Here is a 17,553-nt window from a genome sequence, read left to right as displayed (position 1 = left end):
CTCGGTAGGATGATGCGTGCATGATCGGCAAGCTCAGGGGCGTGGTGGACAGCTTCGGCGAAGACTGGGTCATCATCGATGTCCAGGGGGTAGGCTATCAGGTGAGCTGCTCGGCCAAGACGCTCGCCGGCTTGCCGCGGCCGGGTGAGCCGGCGACGCTCGCGATCGAAACTTACGTGCGTGAGGACATGATCCGGTTGTTCGGCTTCACCACGGCCACGGAACGGGAGTGGTTCCGGCTGCTGCAATCGGTGCAGGGGGTCGGCACCCGGGTGGCGCTGGCTTTGCTCTCCACCCTGAGTCCGACGGAGCTTGCCAATGCGGTTGCCATGCAAGACAAGGCCTCCATCGCTCGCGCGCCGGGCATCGGCCCCAAGGTTGCCCAGCGCATTGTGAGCGAGCTCAAGGACAAGGGACCGGCTCTGGTGCTCGCCGACCCCGGCCTCGCCCGTCTGCAAGCCGCGGCGGAGGCTAATATTGCCGGCGGCGCTGCGGCAAGCGAAGCGGTTTCGGCGCTGGTCAATCTGGGCTATGCCCAAGTGCAGGCCGGCCAGGCGGTTGCTAGCGCCATGGCCAAGCTGGGCGATGAGGCGCGTACCGAGCAGCTCATCCGCGCAGCGCTTCGGGAGTTGGCCACATGAATGCACGTCTCGTCGACCGCGCCGAACGGGACGAAGACGCAGGCGAGGGCAGCCTGCGTCCGCTCAAGCTCGAGGACTTCGTCGGCCAGAGCCGGGCGAAGGCGAATTTGCGCGTGTTCATCGAGGCGGCGTGTTCCCGGGGGGAGGCGTTGGACCATGTGCTGTTCGCCGGTCCGCCGGGGCTCGGCAAGACCACGCTGGCGCAGATCGTGGCCCGTGAGCTCGGCGTCAATTTCCGCGCGACGTCCGGTCCGGTGATCGCCAAGGCGGGCGATCTTGCGGCGCTGCTCACCAATCTCGAAGAGCGCGACGTGCTGTTCATCGACGAGATCCATCGGCTAAGTCCGGCGGTCGAGGAAATCCTCTACCCCGCCATGGAGGACTTCCAGCTCGACCTGATCATCGGCGAGGGACCGGCCGCGCGGTCGGTGCGCATCGACCTGGCCCGGTTCACATTGATCGGCGCCACCACGCGCTCAGGGCTCTTGACCACGCCTCTGCGCGATCGGTTCGGCATTCCCATCCGGCTCGATTTCTATACTGAGGACGAGCTGCTCGGGATCGTCAGCCGCGGCGCACGGGTGCTGGGCGTGGCCATGACCGAGAGCGGTGCCCGCGAGATTGCCCGCCGCTCGCGGGGGACGCCGCGCATTGCCGGCCGGCTGCTGCGCCGTGTGCGGGATTTCGCCAATGTGGCGGGGATCGAGCGGATCGACACCAAAGCCGCCGACGATGCCTTGCAGATGCTGGAAGTGGACAAGCGCGGTCTCGACATGCTCGATCGGCGCTATCTCGAATGCATCGCGATGAATTTCGGCGGCGGGCCGGTGGGGATCGAGACGGTGGCCGCCTCGCTGAGCGAGCCGCGGGATGCGATCGAGGACATCATCGAGCCGTTCCTCATCCAGCAGGGTTTCGTGAACCGCACGCCGCGCGGGCGGGTGCTGACACCGCATGCGTTCGCTCACCTGGGGTTGGCGGTACCCGGCCGGCTCACGACGGCACAGACGGACCTGTTCGTGGAGGACGACGGGGATGCCTCCTAAGCCGAGCGATGAGCGCTGGCCGGATCTGGCCGGCCGTCTCGAGGGCGGACGGCACCGGCTCCCGATCCGGGTCTACTACGAGGACACGGACTTCTCCGGCTTCGTCTACCACGCCAATTACCTGAAATTCTGCGAGCGTGCCCGGTCGGATTGGCTGCGGCTCATCGGCCTGCATCACCATGAATTGATGGAGCGAGAAGAGGGCGCTGGAGGAGGGCTCGGGTTCGTGGTGCGCAGGCTCACGGCGGATTTCCTGAAGCCTGCGGTGATGGACGATGTGCTGGAGGTGGTGACGGATGCCGTGGCGTTAACCAGAGCCCGCCTCACGCTTTCACAGACGATCCTGCGGGGAGAGGAGCGCCTGTTCGTGCTCACCGTGACGGTGGCGGTGGTGGACCGCCGCGGGCGACCCCGCCGGCTTCCGCAGCAGCTGTTGGACAGCCTTTCATGATCATGCTCCAGCCCGGTGCAAACCGTTGCTGAGGCGCTGATTTCTCCTCCGTCCATCTTCTTTTGCATTTGCGGTAAATCGCTTCTTAACCATGTCCTGCTTCTGTGACACGGATGGTTATCTTGCCGCTGTCCAGCGGCGGAGGTCGGGCAGAATGTTCATGCGCCGCAGTTTGGACAAGTTTGAAGGGCTTGGTGCATTAACCATGCCTGCGGAGGCGCCAGCGCAAGCCTCGGGCATGCGTTCCGGTCTAAATCCGAGGAAGTGAATGGAAGTGGAGCTCGCTCAAAGCGCCGCGCAGCATGCTGATTACTCGCTGCTCGCCCTGTTTTGGCAGGCGCATATTGTCGTCAAGATCGTGATGTTGGGTTTGATCGCTGCTTCGATCTGGACCTGGGCCATCGTCTTCGAGAAATATGCACTGGTCGCCCGGACAAAGCGGGCCATCGACCGCTTCGAGCAGATGTTCTGGTCGGGGCAGTCGCTGGAGGACCTCTATCTCACCCTCGGTCCTCGCAACAATCACGGGGCCGCGGCCCTGTTCATGGCGGCGATGCGGGAGTGGAAGCGCAGCCAGGAAAGCGCGATCCGCGCCGGCTTCCACGGCGTGCAGAAGCGCATCGAGAAGGTGATGGACGTGCAGCTGCAGAAGGAGATGTCGCGGCTGGAAAGCCGGCTCCTGTTCTTGGCGACCGTGGGGTCCACGGCGCCGTTCATCGGCCTGTTCGGTACCGTATGGGGCATCATGAGCTCGTTCCAGGCGATTGCGGCCAGCAAGAACACCAACCTGGCGGTGGTGGCGCCGGGTATCGCGGAAGCGCTATTTGCCACAGCCATTGGTCTGATCGCGGCCATTCCCGCGGTGATATTCTACAACAAGCTCAGCAACGAGATGGGCAAGATTGCCGCGCGGCTCGAGAACTTCGCCGACGAGTTCTCGGCAATCATCTCCCGGCAGCTGGACGAGCGCAGCTGATGAGCGGACTTATTCGCTAACCCGAGGGGCAAGCGCGTATGGGTGCAGGCGTTCAGATGAACAATGGCGGCTTGCGACGGAATGGCCGGCGCCGTCGCTCGTCGCATGCGCCGATGAGCGAGATCAACGTCACCCCGCTGGTCGACGTAATGCTGGTGCTGCTGATCATCTTCATGGTCGCGGCGCCGATGCTGACGGTGGGCGTGCCGGTGGAACTGCCGGAAACCAGCGGCAATCCGCTCGAAGGCGACAAGGAGCCGCTCACCGTCTCCATCGATGCCAACGGCAAGATCTTCCTGCAGGATACCGAGATTACCCTCGACACACTGGTGCCGAAATTGGAAGCGATAACCAATCAGGGCTATGATGAGCGGATCTACGTCCGGGGTGACAAGAACGTCGACTACGGAACCGTTGCGCGGGTCATGGGCTCGCTGAGCGCGGCGGGGTTCAAGCGTATCGGCCTCGTCAACGAACCGGAGAGTGGGAGCTGACCGGGCGATGCGCTGGAGCGTCACCACATCCTTCATCCTGCATGTGGCGGTGTTGCTGGCCTGCGTCATCGCCTTGCCGACCGGGAAGACGCTGGACGAGGCGATGCCGCCGGCCGTCCCGGTGGAGCTGGTGACCCTGAGCGACATTTCGAAACGGCAGGCGGTCAGCAAGGACGCGCCGGACAAGCCGGCGGAGAAGGTTGCGCCACCCAAGCCCAAAGAAGAGGTTGAGAAGGCGAAGCCCAAGCCCGAACCCAAGCCCGAGCCCACCGAGGCGGCAAAGCCACCGGCGCCCGACCCGCAACCGGAGCCCGAGCCGGTGAAGCAGGCCGAGGCAGAAGCGCCGCCCAAGCCGGCCGAGCCGGAGCCGCAGCCGCCGGCCGTTTCACCGGACCCCGAGCCCGTGCCACAGAAGGCGCCGGACAAGAAGGCGGAGGCGCAACCGGCACCCAAGCCCAAGGCGAAGCCGAAGCCTCCCGCCCCCAAAGTGGCGGATAAAAAGAAGCCGGAGCGCGAGTTCAATCCGGACGACATTGCCGCTCTGCTGAACAAAATTCCCGACGAGGTGAGCGCGGCCCAGGAAGTACCGGCTGAATCGGGAACACCGCTGAAGGCTCAGCAGACCAGCATGATCGGCAGCGACAACGCCATCACCGCCGACGAGCGGGAGTGGCTGCGCAGCCAGATCCAGCGCTGCTGGAACCCGCCGACGGGGGTCATGGACGCGCCCAATCTCGTGGTGAAGCTGCGGATCGGGTTCAACATCGACGGGACCGTGGCCGGCGACCCGGTTGTGACGAACACCGGCAGCTCACCCTTGTTCCAAGTGGCAGCAGATGCCGCGGTGCGCGCGGTTCTGCGCTGCCAACCCTATCAGATGCCTCAGGAAAAATACGATAGCTGGCGGGACGTTATCCTGAATTTCGATCCAAGCCATATGTTCCCGAGCTGATCCAAGAAGAGCGAAGCGATGCCCCAACCAAAGAGCGACCTGCTCAGGAAGACGGCTGCCATGTTGCTGGCCATGGTGATTGCACCGTGGCTGCTGCTGGCGGCCAGCACGCCGGCGCACGCGGTGCTGGAGCTGGACATCACGCAGGGCCAGCCGCAGCCGTTGCCCATTGCCTTACCGGATTTCGTGGGAGCAACCCCAGAGGCGCAGAAATATGGCGCCGACATCGCGCAGGTGGTGACGGGCGATCTCGAGCGGTCGGCCCTGTTCAAGTCGATTCCGGCCTCTGCGTTCATTGAGCAGATCACGAATTTCGATCAGCCGCCTCGCTTCGGCGACTGGCGGATCATCCAGGCGCAGGCGCTGGTCACCGGCCGCACCACCGTGCTCCCGGACGGCCGCTTGCGCGCGGAGTTCCGCCTGTGGGACGTGTTCGCCCAACAGCAGATGCTCGGGCTGCAATTCGTGACCACCCCGCGCAACTGGCGCCGCATCGGCCACATGATCGCGGACGCGATCTACGAGCGGCTCACCGGCGAGAAGGGCTATTTCGACAGCCGGGTTGTGTTCGTGGAAGAAAGCGGCCGCAAGGATCGCCGCGTGAAGAAGCTGGCGCTGATGGACCAGGACGGGGCCAATCTGCGCTATCTCACCGATGGCAGCGACCTGGTGCTCACGCCGCGGTTCAGCCCGAATGCGCAGGAGATCACCTATGTGTCCTATGCGGGCGGCCAGCCGCGGGTCTACCTGCTGAACATCGAGACGAATCAGCGCGAGATCGTCGGGGTGTTTCCGAACATGGCTTTCGCGCCGCGCTTCTCGCCGGATGGCCAGCGCATCGTGCTGAGCCTGCAGGAAGGCGGCAACTCGCATATCTACGCCATGGACCTGCGCAGCAAGCAGGTGCAGCAGATCACGAATACCAACGCGATCGACACGGGCCCCAGCTATTCGCCCGACGGCAGCCAGATCGTGTTCGAATCAGACCGGGAAGGCTCGCAGCAAATCTATGTGATGGACGCGGACGGATCCGGCCAGCGGCGCATCAGCTTCGGGCAGGGCCGCTACTCGACGCCGGTGTGGTCGCCGCGCGGCGATCTCATCGCCTTCACCAAGCAGATGAGCGGCAAGTTCCTCATCGGTGTCATGCGTCCGGATGGCTCTGGTGAGAGAATATTAACCGAAGGCTACCACAATGAGGGTCCGACATGGGCGCCGAACGGGCGGGTCCTGATGTTCTTCCGCGAGAGCCAGGGCGAAGGCGGCGGGCCCAAGATCTGGACAGTGGACTTAACCGGCTACAACGAGCTGCAGTTGCAAACGCCGAATTTTGCATCTGATCCGGCGTGGTCACCCTTGCTCAAGTGATGTGGGGGCAGTATTAACCATATTCTTCATGCGGGGCGCCTGGGCGGGCAAAGGAAAAGCTGCCACCGAGCCAATCGGGTGGAGAGCGCGGGAAGCAGGACGGCCAAAGCGGAGTGCGGACGGGATCGCTCGGAGAAGGTCCGGGTTCAGCACGATGCTGGCGGTATTCTTTGGGTAGGAACTAAGTCATGATGCGTTGGATCGCAGCCTCGAAGGTTGCAGTGATAGGTGTCGCATTGCTGGCCTTGGCCGCATGCTCCAAGAGCAACAATCCGACGGACCCATCGGCGGCGGCTATGGCAGGGCGGGCCGTGCCGGGCTCCGAGCGGGACTTCACGGTGAATGTCGGCGACCGCGTGTTCTTCCCCAACGACGTGAGCACTCTCAGCCAGGAGAATATGGAAACCCTGCGTCGGCAGGCTCAGTGGCTGAAGCTCTATCCCAATGTCACGGTGCAGGTCGAAGGACACGCGGACGAGCGCGGCACCCGCGAATACAACTTGGCGCTTTCAGCACGCCGTGCGGCCAATGTACGCGACTTCCTCGTGGCCCAGGGCATCGCGCCGAATCGCATCTCGACCATTTCCTACGGCAAGGAGCGGCCGGTGGCGCTGTGCGACGCCGAAGCGTGCTGGTCGCAGAACCGCCGCGCGGTCACCGTCATCATGTCGGGCGCTGTGTCCGGCTAGGTGGCGATCGGGCGGGCTATCGGCCTGGTGGGTTGGCAGCCATTTGTGCGGGAGCGGGCAGCAATTGCCCGCTCGCCTCATTTTCTCCGCCTTTGCGAAGGACTGTCCAAGTATTGTAGCGGTACTATCGCTGCGTTAAGCTGGGGCTTCAGGCAAATCGGGAGAATATCGTGACGGCTTGGGCATTCGACAGGCGCATTCGGGCTGCTGCGGTTGCCGTAGCGATCGGCTGCACCGCGATGTCGGCAGGGCCGGCTGCGGCGCAGTCCTACGATGCCTCCGCAGTTGCCAATCTCAATCTGCAGATGGGACAGCTGCAGGAGCAGATGCGGATGCTGGCCGGGCAGGTTCAGGAGACCAGCCGCCAGATCCAGGTGCTGCAGGATCAGATCCGGCGCTTGCAGGACGATTCGGAATTCCGCTTCCAGCAGCTCGAGAAGGGTGGGCGGTCCGGCAGCATTCGAGAGCCGGGCAACCGGCGCATGGCTTCGGGCGGCTCCTCGGGCGATGCGATGACCACGGGCAGCATTGGCGGCAGCGCAGGCCAGGGCCAGCCGACACAGCTGGCGCCGTCCTATTTGGAAGGTGGTCTCGAGCAGCTGGCTTCGTCTGTCGTGCAGGACCCCAGTCTTGATCCGGGGCGCACGCGGGTCGCCGGCCCGGGGGCGGGGTATGGTGCCGGGAGCGCGCAGCAGGCGCCGGGGCCGCAGGTGCTCGGGACCATTCCGGCCGACCCGATAGAGGCGCGCGTGCCCGATCCGTCCGCGGGGGGCGGCACGGGTGGCGGCCCGGTCAATCTGACCAACGGATTGCAGAACAGCTATGGCACGGTTCAGGGTGCCTATGGCAGCGCCGCTCCTGTTTACGGTCAGCAGCCCCACGGCCAGGCTGGATATGACCAAGCGGGTAGCCTCGTGCCCGAGCCGGTCGAGCGCGGGCAACTCAACGATAACGGCCTGGCGCCGCCGATTGCCTCCGAGCAGGCCGGCACTAGCGCGCCGCCTGCTGCTTCCGCAGCGGATGCGGCGCCGCGTCAGGAGGCCGCACTGACCACGACCGGTGGCGGACCGGACAAGCTCTATGAAGAGGCCTATGACAGTTTCGCCAACAAGCGCTACGGCGAGGCGGAGCAGCGCTTCCGCGCCTTCCTGCAGCGCTATGCGGGGAACGAGCTGGCGGGTAATGCCCAATACTGGCTCGGCGAGACTTATGCGGCGCAGGGCGACTACAAGGCTGCGGCCGGCGAGTTCCTCAAGGGATATCAGAACTACAAGAAGGGCCGGAAGGCGCCCGACAGCCTGATCGGCCTCGCCGTCAGCCTTGGCAAGCTCGGCCAGAAGGATCAGGCCTGTGCTGCGTTCGAGCAGGTCAGCCGGGCCTTCCCCAGCGCCAAGGATGCCATCAAGCGTGCGACCCAGGAGAGCAAGAAGGCCGGTTGCGTCTGACGCCTCGGCGCACCTGTTCGCGCCGGCCAATCTCATCCCTCGTTTTGCGCCGCTACTCCCGTTTTCGCACGTTGCTCTTGCCGTGTCCGGCGGCGCGGACAGCACGGCGCTCATGCATATGGTTGCGGCCTGGCTGTCCAATGCCGAAGCGGGCGAGTCTCGGCCGGAAGTCATCGTCTTGACCATCGACCATGGGCTGCGTCCAGCCTCGGCCGGGGAAGCCCGCGTGGTGGCGAGCCAAGCTGAAGCCCTCGGGCTGCCGCATCGCATCCTGCCCTGGCGCGGCGAGAAGCCGGCCACCGGTATTCAGGCCGCAGCACGCGATGCGCGCTATCGGCTGCTGGTGGACTGGTGCCGGCGCCACGGTGCGGCCTGCCTCGTGACCGGCCATACTGGAGACGACCAGGCCGAGACCATGCTGATGCGTCTGGCCCATGGCAGTGGCGTCGACGGTTTGGCCGGAATGGCGGCCGCCAGCGAGCTGGACGGGGTGACGCTGCTACGGCCCCTGCTCGACTTATCGCGCCCTGCGCTGCGGCACGCGCTGACGGCGCGCGGTGTGCCGTTCATCGATGACCCCAGCAATGAGGATGAGCGGTTCGAGCGGGTGCGCATTCGGCGCAAGCTCGCCGATTTCGCCGAAGTTGGCGTGACGCCGCAGAGCCTCGCCCGGACAGCGGCGCGGTTGCGCGATGCGGCCTGTGCGCTGGATCATTTCACCGATGAGCTGATTGCGCGGTCTTGCACCTTGCATGGAGGCGGCTTTGCTCTCGTGGAGCGAGCGGCCTTGCAGGATGTTCCGCGCGAAATCGTGCGCCGGGTGCTGGAGCGGGCGGTGAAGGTGATCGGCGGGCGGACCTATCCCCTGCGCTATGAATCACTGGCCGATATGGCGGGGCGGCTGACCCGGGGATGCGATCTCGACCGCACCGCCGGCGGCTGCCGTCTCGTCACCCGCAACGACCGCTTGTACGTGGTGCGGGAATGGGGGCGCATGGACCAGGCGCGGCACCCGCTGGCCGACGGCATGATCTGGGACAACCGCTTGCGGGTCGTGCTCTCATCCGCGGTTGACGCCGAAGCTACCATCGGCGCGGTCGGAGCAGTGGACTGGCCACGGCTGCGCGCCGCAAGGACCGAGCTCGCAGCCATTCCGGCCTTCATCGGCCGCACCTTGCCCGCAATCCGCCGCGGTGGCGAGGTGCTCGTGCCTTATCTCGGTGCGCGCCTGGACAAGCCGGACCTGTCTCTCCACTTCGTGGGAAAGGAGCTCATGCCGGCCCGATTGGTCGAACGGTTTTCCGGGGAACCGCTATAGCCCAGGAATTCTTCCTTAAGCGCGGCAGTTTGTGGCGCTTGGCAAAGCGTGGCGGTGTTCCTATGTTAGCTCGGAACTGACTTCGAGCCTCGGAGACTGCGCGCTCTTGGCTGCTCACGTCAGACCGACCTTGGCGAGGTATCCGTGAACAATTTTCGAAATTTCGCTGTCTGGGTCATCATCGCCCTGTTGCTGTTCGCGCTGTTCCAGCTGTTCCAGGCACCGGGGCAGCGGACAGCATCCACCGATGTGGCCTATTCGCAGCTGCTGAACGACGTGGATGCCGGCAAGGTGCGCGAGGTGCAAATCGCGGGCGATACGATCATCAGCACATATACGGACGGGCGCACCTATACGACGCAAGCGCCGAACGATCCGAACCTGATTTCCGAGCTGCGCAAGCAGAATGTGGGCATCAGCGTCAAGGCTCCGGCTGACGACAGTTTCCTGCTCAATGTGTTCATCTCCTGGTTCCCGATCCTGCTGATGATTGCGGTCTGGGTGTTCTTCATGCGCCAGATGCAGTCGGGCGGCGGCAAGGCCATGGGCTTCGGCAAATCCAAGGCGAAGCTTCTGACGGAGCGGCACGGCCGCATCACCTTCGACGACGTCGCCGGCGTCGATGAGGCCAAGGAGGACCTGGAGGAGATCGTCGAGTTCCTGAAGGATCCGCACAAGTTCCAGCGCCTTGGCGGCCGTATTCCCAAGGGCGCGCTGCTAGTGGGCCCGCCCGGAACCGGCAAGACCTTGCTCGCCCGCGCGATCGCCGGCGAGGCAAATGTGCCGTTCTTCACGATTTCCGGCTCCGATTTCGTCGAGATGTTCGTGGGCGTGGGCGCATCCCGCGTGCGCGACATGTTCGAGCAGGCGAAGAAGAACGCGCCCTGCATCATCTTCATCGATGAAATCGACGCGGTGGGCCGCCACCGTGGCGCGGGGCTCGGCGGCGGCAACGACGAGCGCGAGCAGACCCTAAACCAGCTGCTGGTGGAAATGGACGGCTTCGAGGCCAACGAGGGCGTGATCCTGATCGCTGCCACCAACCGGCCGGACGTGCTAGACCCGGCACTGTTGCGTCCCGGCCGATTCGACCGGCAGATCGTGGTGCCGCGCCCGGATATCGTCGGCCGCGAGAAGATCCTGAAGGTGCATATGCGCAATGTGCCACTGGCGCCCGATGTGGACCCCAAGACCATCGCGCGCGGCACGCCGGGCTTCTCCGGCGCGGATCTTGCCAACCTGGTCAACGAGGCGGCGCTGATGGCGGCCCGCCGCGGCAAGCGGCTGGTCACACAGCTCGAATTCGAGGACGCCAAGGACAAGGTGCTGATGGGCGCCGAGCGCCGGTCGATGATGATGACCGAAGAGGAAAAGAAGCTCACCGCCTATCACGAAGGCGGACATGCCCTGGTGGCGATGAACCTCGATGCGTCCGACCCGGTGCACAAGGCCACCATCATCCCGCGCGGCCGCGCGCTGGGCATGGTGATGCGGCTACCGGAACGGGACCACCTGTCGGTGACCCGCAGCAAATTCAAGGCGGACCTCGCGGTGGCCATGGGCGGGCGCGTGGCCGAAGAGCTCATCTTTGGGCACGACAAGGTCACCTCGGGCGCATCGTCGGACATCAAGATGGCCACCCAGATGGCGCGGGCCATGGTCACCCAATATGGGATGAGCGAGAGGCTGGGCCCGCTGGCCTATGGCGACAACGAGGAGGAAGTGTTCCTCGGTCATTCGGTGGCGCGCACCCAGAACCTATCGGAGGAGACCCAGCGCATCGTCGATGCCGAGATCTACAAGCTGGTGGATGAAGGCTACAGGATGGCCAAGGACATCCTGGAGAAGAACATCGATCAGCTGCATGTGATCGCCAACGGCCTGCTCGAATACGAGACCCTCACCGGCGAGGAGATCAAGGACTTGCTGAACGGCAAGCCGCCGGTGCGCGACACCTCCATCAAGGAAGACCCCGTGCCGCCGAAATCGGCGGTACCGTCGGCCGGCAGCGGCCGGCGTGGGGATGCGGGCACTGCGCCCGGCGAGTTCGAGCCGCAGCCGCAGGCGTAGCCCTTTTGGCATGCATGCCCGATGATGCCTGACGCCCGGTTCACGGCTTCCGCATCTTAACACGATGGAAGTCATGAAACCGCCAGGGTTGAGGTCGAGCAACGGTCTCGTTACAATTCGTGGTCTTAGTGGTGGAGCCGGGAATTTTCGTTTCCGGCTCCTTCGCATTTCAAGGACCCGAGCATTCGTGGAGGCGATGTGGGGGCATCCGTTTACCTGAGGCCAGCCGGGCTCGTATACGGTGCAGAAGCAGCCGCGGCCGTGGCAGCAGGCGCCGCCATGCGGCTCGCCGGAGGGCCCGCGGCCTTCTCTCTGGTCGAGCTCATCGAGCGCGCGGGAGCCTCGCGCCGCAGCGCTGCCCGAATGTTTCCCGCCGATGAAATGGCTCGGTCGACCGAGAGCACCGTTCGCGCAATCTTGCAAGCCCTGACCACACCGCGCCCGGCGATCGCGGGCCTCGATTTCGCCTGGCCCCTGGTCATGGGGATCGTCAACGTGACGCCCGACAGCTTTTCCGATGGCAACCTGTTCTCCCAGTCGCAGGCTGCCATAGATCACGCCCGCCATTTGGCCGAGGCGGGCGCCGACATACTGGACATCGGTGGAGAGTCGACCCGGCCCGGCGCCGACGACGTGCCGGAGGAGGAGGAAGCCCGGCGCGTGCTGCCGGTGGTCGAGGGGGTGCGGCCGCTCGGTCTGCCGGTCTCGATCGATACGCGCAAGGCATCGGTCATGCGCCGCGCCGTTGCCGCGGGGGCTTCGATCATCAACGATGTCTCCGCCCTGCAGCATGATCCCGGTGCGACCGCGGCTGTGGTGGAGACCGGGGCGCCCGTCATTCTCATGCATGCCCAGGGTACGCCGAAGACCATGCAAATCGACCCGCGTTATGACGACGTGGCGCTCGACATATTCGATGTCCTGGCCCGGCGCATTGCGGAAGCCGAAGGGGCTGGTATCCCGCGGTCACGGGTCATTGCCGATCCCGGCATCGGCTTCGGCAAGACCCATCAGCACAACCTGCAGCTGATGGCGCAGCTCAGCCTGTTTCACGGGTTGGGTGTGCCGCTGCTGCTGGGCGCCTCTCGCAAGGGCTTTATCGGCAAGGTCACCGGCGAGACCGAGGCGCGCAGCAGGGTCATGGGGTCTGTCGCCGCCGCCATGGCCGGCGTGCAGCAAGGTGTGCAGATCGTGCGGGTGCACGATGTCCGCGAAACGGTGCAGTCCATTGCAGTATGGCGTAGAATAATCGAGGCCGATGCTGCCGCATGAGGGAGCCAACGCAGATGCGCAAACATTTCGGAACCGATGGTATCCGGGGGCAGGCCAATACATGGCCAATGGATGCGGAAACGGCGCTGAAGGTCGGCATGGCTGCCGGACGCCTGTTCATGCGCGACGACAACAATCATCGGGTGGTGATCGGCAAGGACACGCGGTTGTCTGGCTATATGATCGAGTCGGCGCTGGCGGCCGGGTTTCTGTCTGTCGGCATGAACGTGTTCCAGTTCGGGCCGCTGCCCACACCGGCGGTGGCCATGCTCACGCGCTCGCTGCGGGCCGATCTCGGGGTGATGATTTCCGCATCGCACAACCCGTTCTGCGACAACGGCATCAAGCTGTTCGGGCCAGACGGCTACAAGCTGAGCGATGATCAGGAGCACGAGATCGAACGGCTCATCCATGAGGGCATCGGCGAGCCGGCAGCGTCCGAAAAGATTGGCCGCGCCAAGCGGATCGAGGACGCCCAGGCTCGCTATATCGAGTTTGCCAAGCGCACCTTCCCGAAGGAGCTGCGGCTGGAGGGCCTGCGGGTCGTGGTCGATTGCGCCAACGGGGCAGCCTATCGGGTGGCCCCCACGGCGTTGTGGGAGCTTGGAGCCGAGGTCTTCCCGCTCGGTGTCGAGCCCAATGGCTTGAACATCAACGACAAGTGCGGATCGACCGCACCCGAGCGGTTGTGCGAGCGGGTGCGGGAGCTGCGCGCCGATGTGGGCATAGCACTTGATGGCGATGCGGATCGGGTGATTCTCGTCAATGAGAAGGGCCATATCATCGATGGCGACCAGGTGCTGGCATTGATCGCCGGAACGTGGTCGGCGGCCGGGCGTCTATCGGGCGGCGGCGTGGTGGCGACCGTCATGTCGAATCTCGGTCTCGAGCGCCGTCTGCAACACCTTGGCCTCACGCTGGAGCGCACCAAGGTCGGCGACCGCTACGTGGTGGAGCGGATGCGCACCGGCGGCTTCAATGTGGGCGGCGAGCAGTCCGGCCATATCGTGCTGAGCGACTTCACCACCACCGGCGATGGCCTGATCGCTGCCTTGCAGGTGCTCGGCGTGGTGGTGGCCAGCGGCCGGCCGGTCAGTGAGGTATGCTCCTGTTTCGAGCCTGTACCGCAGGTTCTGACCAGCGTGCGCTATACCGACGGCAATCCTCTCGAATCAGCGCTGGTGAAGAGCGCCATTGCCGAGGGCGAGCAACGGCTTGCCGGCAATGGCCGCCTGGTGATTCGCGCCTCCGGTACGGAGCCCGTGATTCGGGTCATGGGTGAGGGCGACGACGAAAAGCTGGTGCGCGCGGTTGTGCGCGATATTGCCGGAGCCGTAAAGGACAGCGCTGCGCGCGCAGCAGCTGCCTAGCAACCAAAGCAAAATCCCAGACAATCTGTAGACTTAGCAGTCGGCGCGCTTTCCAGCGGGCCGACTTTGCTTATGCCGGGACAGACCTGGGTCTAAATTCCACCACAACTCGCCCATCAACGGTCCGTTAGGCTTAATTTCTTGTTAATCCTTATGGTTAATAACTGAGACACGTTATTCGAGCGAGCAACAGCTTGCCGGAGGCAGTGGATGGATCTGCCGGCCCTGGTGTCGTGCTGGAGGGGATCTGTCGTTGGCGTGTCGCGTGTCCCGTGTCCTGCGGGGCCGCTGTGATCATGGGGAATATTTCAATGAAAGTGGCGGCGAAGGTTTTGGTGAGTGGGGGTTTCCTCCTGATGTCGGCATCAACGGCGGCTTTGGCCGCGGATCTCCTGCCGCCGCCGCTGCCCGAGCCGGTGGCGGAGACGAGCTGCATCTACTTCCGTGTCGATGGTGGCGCGAGCTTCCATGAGCGGCCGAATGTCTACAAGAACCACGGGGGCAAGAAGAGCAAAGCTTACGGCGAGAAGCTGAAGGATTCCGGCTTCATCGAAGGTGGCGTGGGCTGCCAGTTCACGCCGATGTTCCGCGCCGACATCGTGGGGGGATACCGCTTCGACTCCAAGCTCGAAGACAAGTGGAACAGCCTCGATGCCAAGCTGTCTACCGGCACCATCTTTGCCAACGGCTATGTGGATTTCGACTATTTCGGCTTCGTGAAGCCCTATGTCGGCGGCGGCGTGGGCGTTGCCTTTCACAGCATCAGCAATGTGGACAAGCCGCCCTTCTCGAGTTCCGGCAGCAGCACGGACTTCGCCTGGAACGTCCAGGCCGGCCTTGCTTTCGACGTGACGGAAAACATCGCCGTCGATGTCGGCTACCGCTATGTCGACCTGGGCGACGCCAAGTCCGGCGGACCCGACCACTTCCACGTGGACAGCATCACCGCTCACGAAGCCCGGGTCGGCTTGCGCTTCCGCCTCAACTGAGCGGGACTACAGAATACACCAGCGGCACCTCTCTCTCCCAGCCGCCTCCGCCCGCCGCGGTTCGCCGTGGCGGGCGTTTCGTCTTCGGCCGAACTGGCTCGATCCGACTGGTAAGAACTTGTTTACTGCGCGCGAGAAGTTGAACGGTCCTCACGGATGGTTAACGGGCCCTCTCGGATTTTAGCCGCATTTTAGCAGCATAACGCCAGCCGTCGTCATGTGCCGTCTCGACTGTGCGAGTTCACGGAGGCGGCGTTGAGGTAAGTGGTGAGTGCGCGCTACGCGGCGCGGAGGAGTTACTGTTTTGAGTAAGCTGAAATCGGCTCTGCTCGGCTTGACGGCCCTGAGCCTGACGGCCGGCTATGCGATGGCGGCGGATCTGGCGCCGGCGCCATATATTCCCCCGCAGGAGGCTGTTCCTGCTCCTATCTATGATCAAGCCGGGTGGTACCTGAGGGGCGATCTCGGATGGTCGTTCCTGAGCTCGGATATCGGCCGCAAGAACGACAATGCCTTTACCGGTGGCCTCGGCGTGGGCTACCGCTTCAACAACACCTTCCGCGGTGACATCACGGCCGATTATTCTGGCAAGTACGATGTCGGCAACAACAAAATCGATGCCTGGACGGTGCTTGCGAACGGCTATGTGGACATTCCGTTGTCCGACACCATAGTGCCCTATCTCGGTGCGGGTGCCGGCTACGGCTGGGTGGACGGCAAGCATAGCTATAGCGAGGACGGCTTCACGGCCGCAGCCATGGCCGGCGTCGGCTTCAAGGTCAGCGACAGCGTGACCCTGGATGTCGGCTATCGCTTCCGCGATGCTTTCATCGACGGCCCGAACTTCCTCGACCATTCGGTTCGTGCAGGTTTGCGCTTCGCCTTTTAAAGGGATCCGAGCATTGGCGTGCGAAGGTGGCATCTCCGATGCCGCCTTTTTCTTTGCTGTCCGTGGGTTAACGTCCCTTGTCGCTTCCGTGTCACATCGGAGTATATTCAACTTTTGAGGGAATTTTTACTATTTAAGCAACCTCAGCATGTGTTAGCTTTTGCCACGTCACTTACGCGAACGGGCTTCCGCTGATCGGAAGGAGAGGCAAGAATGAAGCATCTGGGAGTGTTCGGGGCTGCTGCGCTGCTCTGTGCCGCAAGCAACATCGCGTCGGCGGCTGATCTTGTTCCGATCGAGCCACCGCCGCCCGTGATCGAGCCGAGCGGCCTTTATCTCCGTGGTCAACTGGGTTGGTCTTTCCTGCATGAGCGTCTCTTCAAGTCTGACGACGCCTTTGCGGTCGGCGTTGGGCTTGGCTATCAGTTCAGTGAATATGTCCGCTTTGATATTACCGGGGATTACTCGGGCGCCTACAAGGGACATCTTCGCCACGAAATCATACCACGTGAACGAAGGGCGCTAACGGAAGACCTGAATGTCTGGACAGTGCTGGGGAATGCGTATTTCGAGGTGCCCGTCTTCGATTTTGCTGCACCTTATGTGGGGATTGGTGTCGGATATGGTTGGCTTGACTATCGCTCGAACAGAGCAGGCTTTGCGGTGGCGGCCTATGCCGGTTTCAATTTCGCCATGACCGAAATGATGTCATTGGATCTGGGCTATCGGTATCGCGATATCATGGTCAGCGGGCCGGACTTTGCCGATCACTCGATCCTGGCGGGTTTTCGTGTTGGTTTCTGACGCGGCGAATCACCTCGAGGTGGGGCAAAGGGGGAAAGCCGGCGACGAGGGGGATGTCGCCGGCTGCCGAACCACTGAGTGCCGCGCCCACAGGCGCAGCTTGCGCCTTGCTCTGATCTTCTGACGACCCGAGCGGGCAGGGGTTCGTCTGGCACTATCAGCTGGCTCACCTCTCCGTGGGAAACGGTCCACGCATGTGGGCCGCTGGCCATGTTCCCGCCGCGGCGCTGGCCCGATGGCGCGCCGACCACCCCGGCGCTCATCAAAAGGGCGAGCCGACTCGGCGTCAGGCGGTTCACCACTCCGTCATCATCCAGCGCATGACATAGGTCTGACGGATGGCAGCTATCGACCAGCCGTTTCATTCGCCCGCCGACATGTCGCGCTTGTTCTTCAGCGCCTTCTCAATAGCGTCCTTGTCCAGCTTCGGGTCCTGCGGCACCCAGAGGGGATGGCGCGTGGCCTGTTCACGGGCAAGAAGCTCGGTGACTACTTCAACGCCACCACAGACGATCCGGTAGAGATCTCAACGCCTCAATCGGCCGATGTAAGCGTGGAGCTTGTGGAACCAGACGGGCCCGCCGCTGATCAAGGATACGACCATTTGGGCCGGCATTGCCTCGGCCGTCAGCATCCTGACCGGCATTCTAGGTGCCCTGGATAATCGCTGGGCTCTCGCCGCCTTCGCCTTGGTGTTCGGATTCAATGACAGGCTGCTGGCATTGTTCCCGTCAGCGGCAAGCCTCATCTAGTGTCTCCAGCCAGCAGCGGATGGGGCG

General features: G+C 63.8%; 17 protein-coding genes. All 17 read left to right on the top strand.

What is annotated here, in order from left to right; translation table 11 throughout:
* The first annotated feature begins 20 nt into the window (after positions 1–20).
* The 17 genes from ruvA (at position 21) to E4P09_RS25850 (ending at position 17,526) form a co-directional block, all read left to right on the top strand.
* Positions 21–641 carry a Holliday junction branch migration protein RuvA gene (ruvA, locus tag E4P09_RS03465; RefSeq protein WP_137388168.1) on the top strand — a complete coding sequence of 207 codons (621 nt, stop codon included), beginning with the start codon at positions 21–23 and terminating at the stop codon, positions 639–641.
* Positions 638–1,687, top strand: coding sequence for a Holliday junction branch migration DNA helicase RuvB (ruvB, locus tag E4P09_RS03460; protein ID WP_137388167.1), 1,050 nt, complete (start codon positions 638–640; stop codon positions 1,685–1,687). Before ruvA ends, ruvB begins: the two co-directional genes overlap by 4 nt.
* A complete protein-coding gene (gene ybgC, locus E4P09_RS03455) occupies positions 1,677–2,138 on the top strand; it encodes a tol-pal system-associated acyl-CoA thioesterase (protein WP_137388166.1) in 462 nt (153 codons plus the stop codon). The genes ruvB and ybgC overlap by 11 nt, the downstream gene beginning before the upstream one ends.
* Before the next feature lie 268 nt (positions 2,139–2,406).
* The gene (gene tolQ, locus E4P09_RS03450) at positions 2,407–3,114 is read left to right on the top strand and encodes a protein TolQ (protein WP_137388165.1); all 708 of its coding nucleotides are present in this window, start codon (positions 2,407–2,409) and stop codon (positions 3,112–3,114) included.
* Positions 3,115–3,152: 38 nt separating this feature from the next.
* Positions 3,153–3,608 carry a protein TolR gene (gene tolR, locus E4P09_RS03445; protein ID WP_137388164.1) on the top strand — a complete coding sequence of 152 codons (456 nt, stop codon included), beginning with the start codon at positions 3,153–3,155 and terminating at the stop codon, positions 3,606–3,608.
* Positions 3,609–3,615: 7 nt separating this feature from the next.
* The gene (locus E4P09_RS03440) at positions 3,616–4,560 is read left to right on the top strand and encodes a hypothetical protein (RefSeq protein ID WP_137388163.1); all 945 of its coding nucleotides are present in this window, start codon (positions 3,616–3,618) and stop codon (positions 4,558–4,560) included.
* A 60-nt stretch (positions 4,561–4,620) separates the two neighbouring features.
* A complete protein-coding gene (gene tolB, locus E4P09_RS03435; RefSeq protein WP_428977696.1) occupies positions 4,621–5,928 on the top strand; it encodes a Tol-Pal system beta propeller repeat protein TolB in 1,308 nt (435 codons plus the stop codon).
* Positions 5,929–6,119: 191 nt separating this feature from the next.
* Positions 6,120–6,617 (top strand): peptidoglycan-associated lipoprotein Pal, encoded by a 498-nt coding sequence (gene pal, locus E4P09_RS03430; RefSeq protein WP_137389218.1) that lies wholly within the window; start codon positions 6,120–6,122, stop codon positions 6,615–6,617.
* A gap of 170 nt (positions 6,618–6,787) precedes the next feature.
* A complete protein-coding gene (ybgF, locus tag E4P09_RS03425) occupies positions 6,788–8,062 on the top strand; it encodes a tol-pal system protein YbgF (RefSeq protein ID WP_137388161.1) in 1,275 nt (424 codons plus the stop codon).
* Positions 8,013–9,380 (top strand): tRNA lysidine(34) synthetase TilS, encoded by a 1,368-nt coding sequence (gene tilS, locus E4P09_RS03420; protein ID WP_137388160.1) that lies wholly within the window; start codon positions 8,013–8,015, stop codon positions 9,378–9,380. Before ybgF ends, tilS begins: the two co-directional genes overlap by 50 nt.
* A gap of 144 nt (positions 9,381–9,524) precedes the next feature.
* Entirely contained in the window at positions 9,525–11,450 is a 1,926-nt protein-coding gene (ftsH, locus tag E4P09_RS03415; protein ID WP_137388159.1) for an ATP-dependent zinc metalloprotease FtsH, read from the top strand.
* A 279-nt stretch (positions 11,451–11,729) separates the two neighbouring features.
* Positions 11,730–12,722, top strand: coding sequence for a dihydropteroate synthase (gene folP, locus E4P09_RS03410; protein WP_137388158.1), 993 nt, complete (start codon positions 11,730–11,732; stop codon positions 12,720–12,722).
* Positions 12,723–12,736: 14 nt separating this feature from the next.
* A complete protein-coding gene (glmM, locus tag E4P09_RS03405; protein ID WP_137388157.1) occupies positions 12,737–14,092 on the top strand; it encodes a phosphoglucosamine mutase in 1,356 nt (451 codons plus the stop codon).
* Between the two features lie 356 nt (positions 14,093–14,448).
* Entirely contained in the window at positions 14,449–15,081 is a 633-nt protein-coding gene (locus E4P09_RS03400; protein WP_170984209.1) for an outer membrane protein, read from the top strand.
* A gap of 304 nt (positions 15,082–15,385) precedes the next feature.
* A complete protein-coding gene (locus E4P09_RS03395; protein ID WP_137388155.1) occupies positions 15,386–15,970 on the top strand; it encodes an outer membrane protein in 585 nt (194 codons plus the stop codon).
* A 213-nt stretch (positions 15,971–16,183) separates the two neighbouring features.
* Complete coding sequence (locus E4P09_RS03390; protein WP_137388154.1) at positions 16,184–16,774, top strand: outer membrane protein; 591 nt, start codon at positions 16,184–16,186, stop codon at positions 16,772–16,774.
* A 560-nt stretch (positions 16,775–17,334) separates the two neighbouring features.
* Positions 17,335–17,526 (top strand): hypothetical protein, encoded by a 192-nt coding sequence (locus E4P09_RS25850; RefSeq protein ID WP_170984208.1) that lies wholly within the window; start codon positions 17,335–17,337, stop codon positions 17,524–17,526.
* The last annotated feature ends 27 nt before the right edge of the window (positions 17,527–17,553 follow it).

Source organism: Rhodoligotrophos defluvii, from assembly GCF_005281615.1.
GTDB classification, from domain to species: domain Bacteria; phylum Pseudomonadota; class Alphaproteobacteria; order Rhizobiales; family Im1; genus Rhodoligotrophos; species Rhodoligotrophos defluvii.
The sequence above is the reverse complement of the archived record's forward strand: the minus strand, read 5'-3'. Positions and strand labels throughout refer to the sequence as shown.

What these genes read in the sequence shown, in the direction of transcription:
- ruvA (WP_137388168.1), top strand. Translation starts at nt 21, where the DNA reads ATGATCGGCAAGCTCAGGGGCGTGGTGGACAGCTTCGGCGAAGACTGG.
- ruvB (WP_137388167.1), top strand. Translation starts at nt 638, where the DNA reads ATGAATGCACGTCTCGTCGACCGCGCCGAACGGGACGAAGACGCAGGC.
- ybgC (WP_137388166.1), top strand. Translation starts at nt 1,677, where the DNA reads ATGCCTCCTAAGCCGAGCGATGAGCGCTGGCCGGATCTGGCCGGCCGT.
- tolQ (WP_137388165.1), top strand. Translation starts at nt 2,407, where the DNA reads ATGGAAGTGGAGCTCGCTCAAAGCGCCGCGCAGCATGCTGATTACTCG.
- tolR (WP_137388164.1), top strand. Translation starts at nt 3,153, where the DNA reads ATGGGTGCAGGCGTTCAGATGAACAATGGCGGCTTGCGACGGAATGGC.
- E4P09_RS03440 (WP_137388163.1), top strand. Translation starts at nt 3,616, where the DNA reads ATGCGCTGGAGCGTCACCACATCCTTCATCCTGCATGTGGCGGTGTTG.
- tolB (WP_428977696.1), top strand. Translation starts at nt 4,621, where the DNA reads ATGTTGCTGGCCATGGTGATTGCACCGTGGCTGCTGCTGGCGGCCAGC.
- pal (WP_137389218.1), top strand. Translation starts at nt 6,120, where the DNA reads ATGCGTTGGATCGCAGCCTCGAAGGTTGCAGTGATAGGTGTCGCATTG.
- tilS (WP_137388160.1), top strand. Translation starts at nt 8,013, where the DNA reads ATGCCATCAAGCGTGCGACCCAGGAGAGCAAGAAGGCCGGTTGCGTCT.
- folP (WP_137388158.1), top strand. Translation starts at nt 11,730, where the DNA reads ATGCGGCTCGCCGGAGGGCCCGCGGCCTTCTCTCTGGTCGAGCTCATC.
- glmM (WP_137388157.1), top strand. Translation starts at nt 12,737, where the DNA reads ATGCGCAAACATTTCGGAACCGATGGTATCCGGGGGCAGGCCAATACA.
- E4P09_RS03400 (WP_170984209.1), top strand. Translation starts at nt 14,449, where the DNA reads ATGTCGGCATCAACGGCGGCTTTGGCCGCGGATCTCCTGCCGCCGCCG.
- E4P09_RS03390 (WP_137388154.1), top strand. Translation starts at nt 16,184, where the DNA reads ATGAAGCATCTGGGAGTGTTCGGGGCTGCTGCGCTGCTCTGTGCCGCA.